Source organism: Rhizobium sp. P2_G9, assembly GCF_056403475.1.
Genome location: NZ_JBFUFK010000055.1, coordinates 85,518 through 93,643, shown reverse-complemented (window position 1 = coordinate 93,643; position 8,126 = coordinate 85,518). Strand labels below are relative to the sequence as shown.

The following is an 8,126-nucleotide window of genomic DNA, read 5'->3' as shown; positions in this document are numbered from 1 at the left end:
TGCCGCCTGGGCCGCCGACTATGCCGACCCCGAGAATTTCCTCACGCTGCTTCTCTCAAGCAACAAGACCTTCAACTACGGTCATTGGAGCGATCCGAAATTCGACGACCTGATGAAGCAATCCTATGCGGAGCGCGATCCGGCCAAGCGGATGAAGATCATGGAACAGGCCGAGGAAATCATGCTCAAGGGCTATTCGGTGACGCCGTTGATGAACTCCGCCAGCCTCTGGCTCGTCAACCACAAGGTCAAGGGTTTCGAGGAAAACACCGTCAACGAACACATGACCAAATACCTCTCGATCGAGTGATCCGTCGGGGCCGTGCCTGCATCCCTCAACGGAGTGGGTGCGGCCCTCTGTCCGCCGCCGGTTGACGGCGGAATATCGGCCTATTCGCATTCGAGGAGGCGCCCATGCTGCGTTTCATTTTCGTGCGGCTTCTTTCCGCCGTGCCGACGATCTTCCTGGTCGTCACCCTCTCCTTCTTCATGGTGCGCATTGCACCCGGCGGGCCGTTCAATCTCGAACGTCCCCTGGAGCCACAGGTGCTCGCCAACCTGAAGGCGGTCTATCATCTCGACCAGCCGCTCTGGGCGCAATATCTCTACTATCTCGGCAATGTCCTGCACGGCGATTTCGGCCCGAGCTATATCTACAAGGACTATACTGTTTCCGAACTCATCCTGCAGGCGCTGCCTTATTCGATCACGCTGGGCTCCTGGGCGCTGACGATCGCTGTTCTCGGCGGCATCGTCATGGGCGTCTATGCGGCGCTGCACCAGAATTCCTGGCCTGATTATCTCCTGATGGCATTCGCCTCGCTCGGCAATACGATCCCGAATTTCGTCGTCGGGCCGATCCTGTCGATGATCTTCGCGGTCGGCTTACGGCTCGTACCGACCGGCGGCTGGGGGCCTGGCGGGTTTCAAAATCTCGCTCTGCCAGTGATCGTGCTGGCGCTGCCGCAGCTCGCCGTCTTCGCCCGGCTGACGAGAGGATCGATGATAGAGGCGCTGCGCACCGACCATGTCCGCACCGCCCGCGCCTATGGCCTGCCGTTTTCCAGCGTCGTCGGCCGGCATGCGCTACGCGCCGGCCTGATGCCGGTGATTTCCTATCTCGGCCCGACGGCAGCCCAGGTGCTCACCGGCTCGATCATCGTCGAGACGATTTTTTCGTTGCCCGGCGTCGGCCGCTATTTCGTCCTCGGCGCGCTCAATCGCGATTATACGCTGGTCATGGGAACAGTGGTGCTGATCTCGGTGTTCATTGTCGTGCTGAACCTGTTGGTCGATATCATCTACGCCTTCATCGATCCGAGGGTGCGCTATGAGTGAAAATGCATCCCTGATCCAACCTGAAACACGCCCGCCAACAGAGGCTGGCAAAGGCCGCAGCCTGACCGCACTGGCGCTCATCCGCCTCAAGCGCAACAAGGCGGCCGTCGCGGGCCTGATCGTCCTCTTCCTGGTGACACTGATCTGCTTTGTTGGACCGTATTTCAACCCGCATGGCTATGCCGAAATCTATCCGAGCTATGTCGCCGTCCCACCCAGCCTCTCGCCCTATCCGGAAAAGGATACGCTGGAGTCGGTGATGAAGGATGCTGTCGAGCATGCCCGCCTGAAACTCGACGGTTTCGATGTCAGCGGCTCGACTTACACAGCCAAGATCAGCACCGACAAGAAGATCGACCCGCGTGTGACCCGCTATCTCGACCGGCCCGACGAATTCGACGATGCCAAGCTGGAGATCGCGGCCGACGGCAAGACGGCGGTCGCGACCGGCAAGGTGAACGGCCAATATTTCCTGTTCGGCACCGACCGCAACGGCCGCGACATGCTCGCCCGGATCATGGTCGGCGGGCAGATCTCGCTGCTGGTTGGCATCATGGCCACCATCGTCTCGCTGCTGATCGGCGTCGTCTATGGCGCGATTTCGGGCTATCTCGGCGGCCGCGTCGATAATGTGATGATGCGCTTCGTCGAAATTCTCTATTCGCTGCCCTTCGTTTTCTTCGTCATCATGCTGGTCGTATTTTTCGGCAGGCATATTGTGCTGATCTTCATCGCCATCGGCGCGATCAACTGGCTCGACATGTCCCGCATCGTCCGGGGACAGACGCTGGCGATCAAGCGGCGCGAATTCGTCGGCGCCGCTGTCGCCATGGGCCTCACCGACGGCCAAATCATCCGCCGGCACATCATCCCCAACACGATAGGGCCCGTCGTGGTGTTCGTCACGCTGTTGGTTCCACAGGTCATCCTGCTCGAAAGTTTTCTCTCCTTCCTCGGTCTCGGCGTGCAGGAGCCGCTGACCAGTTGGGGCGTGCTGATCGCTGAGGGCGCAGGCTCCATTGAGGCCAGCCCCTGGCTGCTGCTCTATCCCTCCCTCTTCTTCGTCGTCACCCTCGTCGCGCTGAATTTCATCGGCGACGGCCTTCGCGACGCATTCGACCCGAAGGACCGCTGACATGGGCGATCATGTGCTCAATATCGACAAACTCGACGTCCGCTTCGCCTCCGAGGACGGTGAAGTCCATGCGGTCAAAGGCGTCAGTCTTTCCGTCGCCAAGGGCGAGACACTGGCCATTGTCGGCGAATCCGGCTCCGGCAAGAGCCAGACGATGATGGCAGTCATGGGCCTGCTCGCCACCAATGGCCGCGTCACCGGCTCGGCGCGCTATCGCGGCCAGGAACTGATCGGCCAGCCGGTCAAGGTGCTCAACGACATCCGCGGCGTGAAGATGACGATGATCTTCCAGGAGCCGATGACCTCGCTCGACCCGCTCTACACGATCGGCGACCAGATCGCCGAGCCGATCCGCTATCACCGCAAGGTCTCGAAATCCAAGGCGCGCGAACGCGCCCTCGAACTCCTGAAACTCGTCCACATCTCCGACCCCGAACGCCGGCTCGGCTCCTATCCGCACGAAATGTCCGGCGGGCAGCGCCAGCGCGTGATGATCGCCATGGCGCTCGCCAACGATCCCGAACTGCTGATCGCTGACGAACCGACCACCGCGCTCGACGTCACCATCCAGGCGCAGATCCTCAACCTGCTGAAGGAACTCAAGACCCGGCTGGGCCTCGCCATCGTCTTCATCAGCCACGATCTCGGCATCGTCCGCCGCTTCGCCGATCGTGTCGCCGTGATGCGCCGGGGAGAAGTCGTCGAGACCGGCAAGGCCTCCGAAATCTTCTCCGCCCCGCAGCACGACTATACGAAAATGCTGCTCGCCGCCGAACCGACCGGCCGCAAGGCCGCGCCGCCGGACAGCGCACCGATCCTGCTCGACGGCCGCAACCTGTCGATCCGGTTCAAATATGGCGGCGGCTTTCTCGGCCGGGGCACGCAATATCTGACCGCGGTCGACAAAGTGTCGCTGAAACTGCGCGAAGGCCAGACGATCGGCATTGTCGGCGAATCCGGCTCCGGCAAGTCGACGCTTGGCCGCATCCTGCTCAGACTGTTTGACGGCGACGGCCAGATCCACTTCCGCGGCAAGGACATTTCCAGGGCCGACAAGGCCGAGATGCGACCGCTGCGTAGAGAATTGCAATTGGTCTTCCAGGACCCCTATGGCTCGCTCTCCCCACGCATGACCGCGGGCGAAATCATCACCGAAGGCCTCCTCATTCATGAGCCACAACTGAGCCGCGCCGAGCGCGAACGCCGCGCCGTGGACGCACTCACGGAGGTCGGGCTCGACCCGTCCAGCCGCAACCGCTACCCGCACGAATTCTCCGGCGGCCAGCGCCAGCGCCTGGCCATCGCCCGCGCCATCACCCTGAAACCGAAAGTCCTGGTGCTGGATGAGCCAACCTCGGCGCTCGACCGCTCCGTCCAGAAACAGATCGTCGAACTGCTGCGCGACCTGCAGGCCAAGCACAAGCTCTCCTACCTGTTCATCAGTCACGACCTCGCCGTGGTCCGAGCACTGTCTGACTACATCATGGTGATGAAGAGCGGCAAAGTGGTCGAACAGGGGGATACTGAAGATATTTTCGGCAATCCATGCATGGATTACACGAAGGAACTGATGGCCGCTGCGATGGGGGAATAGCCAAGCCGATGGTTAGCAGCGATATCCTGCCGGGCGATCATGTCCGCGGCCGGCGGCGGACGGGCATGGTGAAACGTTAATTGCGTCAACCGCACGGAGGAGCGTCCAGACATGGAATTCGACGGCAAGAGCATTATCGTCACCGGCGGCAGCCTGGGCATGGGCCGGGCCACGGCCGAACGTTTCGCCAAGGCCGGCGGTCAGGTGCTGATTGTCTCTAACGACAGGGATTCAATCKACAGGGCCGTTGCAGATATCGATGGCAAGGCGGTCGGTTTTGTCGGCGATGTCCGCAATGCAGCCGACATGCAACACGCCGTCGAGGCGGCCGTCTCCGCCCATGGTGGCGTCGACATCCTTGCTTGCTGTGCCGGCATCCAGCGCTATGGCACCGTGGTCGACACGCCCGAAAATGTCTGGGACGACGTGCTCGACATCAATCTCAAGGGCATCTATCTCGCGGCGAAATATGCCATTCCGGAAATGAAGAAGCGTGGCGGCGGCGCCATTGTCGCGATTTCCTCGGTGCAATCCTACGCCTCGCAGGCGGGCGTCGCCGCCTATACGGCCAGCAAAGGCGCGATCAACGCGCTGGTGCGCGCCATGGCGCTCGACCACGCCGCCGACAACATCACCGTCAACGCCGTCTGCCCCGCCTCGATCGACACGCCCATGCTGCGCCGGAGCGCGGACCTCTACAAGGGCGACATGACGCAAGACGAGATGATTGCCCAATGGGGCAAGGGCCACCCGCTCAGCCGCGTCGGCCGGCCGGAGGAAGTGGCTGAACTCGTTGCCTTCCTCGCCAGCGACAAAGCCCGCTTCATCACCGGTGCCGACGTCAAGATCGACGGCGGCGCGATGGCCAAGCTTGGTATCGTGCTGCCAGACTGATCCCACAGCCTGCGAATTCCTGGACATCGTAGCGGTGAATTCGACAATCGTCCGTTTTGTGCTATCCCTGACTCGCAGAAGAACCTCGCCACGACATGCCAAACCGTAGGCGAAGGATGCTCGATCATCGCCTCCTCAGACGGCGAATCAGCAAGCAGGAGGAACAGACAGGATGGCGTCCTACAATCCCCCCATCGACGACATTTCCTTCCTCCTTAACCATGTTCTCGATTTCGACGGCCAGATGCAAGCGCTCCCCGGCTACGAGGACGTGAATGCCGAACTCGCCGTCTCCATCCTCGAAGAAGCCGGCAAGTTCTGCACCGGCGTGCTGGAACCGCTAAACCGCCCCGGCGATGAAGAGGGTTGCCGCCTGGAAAACGGCATGGTCACGACCCCTAAAGGCGTTGCCGAAGCCTATAAGAGCTTTGCCGAGGCCGGCTGGAGCGGATTGTCCGGCCCTGCCGAATTCGGTGGCCAGGGCCTGCCGCGTGTGCTGCAAATTCTGCTCGACGAGATGCTCTCCTCCGCCAACCTCTCCTTCGGCCTCTATCCGGGCCTGACCCGCGGCGCGGTCGAAGCCATCTATCACCACGCCTCCGATCCGCAGAAACAAACCTATCTGCCGAAGATGATCTCCGGCGAATGGACCGGCGCCATGGCGCTCACCGAAGCCTCTGCCGGCACCGACCTCGGCCTGCTGTCGACCCGCGCCGAACCGATCGGTGACGGCAGCTACAGGATCACTGGCACAAAGATCTTCATTTCCTCCGGTGACCAGGATTTTGGCGGCAACATCATCCATCTGGTGCTCGCCCGCCTCCCCGATGCGCCGAAGGGCGTCAAAGGCATCAGCCTGTTCCTGGTGCCGAAATTCCTCGTTCGCGACGATGGCAGCCTGGGCGCGCGCAACGGCATGTCGGTCGGCGCGCTCGAACACAAGATGGGCATCCACGCGCAGCCGACCTGCGTAATGAATTATGACGGGGCTACCGGCTGGCTGCTCGGCGAGCCCGGGCGCGGCCTCAACGCCATGTTCACGATGATGAATGCCGAGCGCCTGTTCATCGGCATCCAGGGCCTCGGCCTCGCCGAAGCGGCCAACCAGAAGGCCGCGAACTATGCCCGCGAGCGCCTGCAGGGACGCTCCGCCGACGGCGCGCACGGACCGGTGCCGATCATCGAACATGCCGATATCCGCAAGATGCTGATGACCGGCCGCGGCTTCACCGACGCCGCCCGGGCGCTCGCCATCTGGACGGCCATGCAGATCGATATCGCCACGCGCCATCCGGACGGTGAAACACGCAAGGCCGCCGATGGTCTGGTGGCTCTGCTGACCCCGGTGGTCAAGGCCGCCTTCACCGATTTCGGCTTCGAGACAACCGTGCTGGCGCAGCAGGTGTTCGGCGGCCACGGCTATATAAGAGAAACGGGCGCGGAACAGTTTGTCCGCGACGCCCGCATCACCCAGATCTATGAAGGCACAAACGGCGTCCAGGCCATGGACCTGGTTGCGCGCAAGCTGCCGATGGAAAACGGCGACCTGGCCTTCCGCTTCTTTGCGATCGTCAAGGAGGATCTTGCGGCCACGTCCCTGCAGCCCGACGCCGATCCTGTCGCCAGGGCAACGATCGTAGCGCTTGATCGGCTCGAGCGCGCGACGACGCTCATACTCGACCGGCGCGATGACCCGTCTTTTGCCGGCGCTTCCGCCACGGACTATCTCAGGCTTTTCGCGCTCGTCTCTTTCGGTTGGATGTGGTCCAAGATGGCGGCCACTGCCGATGCCGCAGACGAACCACTGAAACAGCAAAAGCTCGCCACGGCACGCTTTTTTGCCGATCGCATGCTGCCGCATGCTGCCGGTATCGAGGCCGCCATAGCCGGCGGCTGCGTCTCGATCATGGCGATGGATGCAGAGCTTTTCTGACGGGCTCCAATTCTATCGCCGGCTGCAGACGGCATGCCAGCGAAGGCCGTCGGGGAGGTAATCCATCGTCACCTTCGCACCGAGCACCGAGGCCACCATGTCGACGGTCACGGTATGGCCGAAGCCTTTGCGATCAGGCGCGACTGTCGGGCCGCTGGTGAATTCCCGCCATTCGATTTCCCAATTCTCGTCTTCAAGCAGACGCCAGACGACGCGTACTCGCCCGATATCATCGGAGAAAGCACCGTATTTCAGGCAATTGGCCGAAAGCTCGTGCATCGCCATTCCCAGAATTTGGGCACAATGCGACGAGAGCCGCAAGGCCGGACCGTCAAGGCTGAGCCGGTCCCCGACCGAGTCATTCAGATAGGACAGTTGCGCCTTGAGAAGCTCGTCGATCTCCACGCCGGCCCAGTCGGTCCGCACCAGCAGGTCGTTGCTGGCCGACAGGCCCTGAAGGCGATGGCTGAAGGAGGTGATGAATTCAGGCGAAGCCCCCTGGCGCCCGGTCGTGCGGGCAATGGCCATCACCACGGCGAGGATATTCTTCGTCCGATGGTTGAGTTCCGCCAAGAGAAGGCGCGTATGTTCTTCGGCGACGATCTGGTCGGTGATGTCGATATTGACCCCGGTCATGCCTTGGAAGTGGCCATTCTTGTCGAAGCGCGGATTTGCGGTCGTCCTCATCGTCCGGTATGCGCCATCGGCGCGCTTGTACCGCGCCTCCACAGTAAACGACGTATGTTTGGCCATCGCCTGCCCGAACGGGCCGGACAGTCGGGCGACGTCGTCGGGATGCAGGGTGCTGCTCCAGTCGAAATCAGCGAGGCTCTGATTCTCCACGCCCCAGAACGTCCTGAGGGCGGCGTTCAGGAAGACGCATTTGCCATTCTCATCGCCCAACCAAAGCATGGCAGGCGAGTTCTCGGCCAAAGCCTCGACAAATTCCTCGTGTGTGTCGAGAGATGTCTCGATCATTTCACTGTCCCGGTGGATTGATCCTGACGACTTTATCTCTGTCGAGACAAAGCGATAGCATAGAGCTTGTCGCCCGCGCTAGGGAAATAGAGCCAAATCCCGCCTTAGGCATTTCGCCCGGTCAGCCAGACCTGGATTCGCTGGCACGATCGATGGCCAAGCCGGCCGTCGCAGCCGTCCGGCGGATCCCATGCGACAATCTGCCAGGAACTTTTCACTTTCTCCGCAGTTGAAACAACGCCCGCCTTCACGCG

At 61.8% G+C, this 8,126-nt stretch carries 6 protein-coding genes and 1 pseudogene; 6 read left to right on the top strand and 1 reads right to left on the bottom strand.

Translation table 11 applies throughout. The annotated features are described in order from the left end of the window. The 6 genes and pseudogenes from AC1DYF_RS33950 to AC1DYF_RS33925 form a co-directional block, all read left to right on the top strand. Positions 1 to 310 (top strand): annotated as a pseudogene (locus AC1DYF_RS33950) (peptide ABC transporter substrate-binding protein); the annotation flags it as partial. Between the two features lie 104 nt (positions 311 to 414). Further along, positions 415 to 1,338, top strand: a complete 924-nt coding sequence (locus AC1DYF_RS33945; protein ID WP_477882455.1) for an ABC transporter permease — start codon at positions 415 to 417, stop codon at positions 1,336 to 1,338. Beyond that, positions 1,331 to 2,473, top strand: coding sequence for an ABC transporter permease (locus AC1DYF_RS33940; protein WP_477882453.1), 1,143 nt, complete (start codon positions 1,331 to 1,333; stop codon positions 2,471 to 2,473). The genes AC1DYF_RS33945 and AC1DYF_RS33940 overlap by 8 nt, the downstream gene beginning before the upstream one ends. Before the next feature lies 1 nt (position 2,474). Then, positions 2,475 to 4,067: an ABC transporter ATP-binding protein gene (locus tag AC1DYF_RS33935; protein WP_477882451.1), complete on the top strand. Its 1,593-nt coding sequence runs from the start codon at positions 2,475 to 2,477 to the stop codon at positions 4,065 to 4,067. Positions 4,068 to 4,178: 111 nt separating this feature from the next. Then, positions 4,179 to 4,961, top strand: coding sequence for an SDR family NAD(P)-dependent oxidoreductase (locus tag AC1DYF_RS33930; RefSeq protein ID WP_477882449.1), 783 nt, complete (start codon positions 4,179 to 4,181; stop codon positions 4,959 to 4,961). Positions 4,962 to 5,133: 172 nt separating this feature from the next. Beyond that, positions 5,134 to 6,894 (top strand): acyl-CoA dehydrogenase C-terminal domain-containing protein, encoded by a 1,761-nt coding sequence (locus AC1DYF_RS33925; protein WP_477882447.1) that lies wholly within the window; start codon positions 5,134 to 5,136, stop codon positions 6,892 to 6,894. A gap of 12 nt (positions 6,895 to 6,906) precedes the next feature. Here the strand turns inward: AC1DYF_RS33925 and AC1DYF_RS33920 are convergent, their stop codons facing one another. Continuing rightward, positions 6,907 to 7,872 carry an HWE histidine kinase domain-containing protein gene (locus AC1DYF_RS33920; RefSeq protein WP_477882445.1) on the bottom strand — a complete coding sequence of 322 codons (966 nt, stop codon included), beginning with the start codon at positions 7,870 to 7,872 and terminating at the stop codon, positions 6,907 to 6,909. Positions 7,873 to 8,126 lie beyond the last annotated feature (254 nt).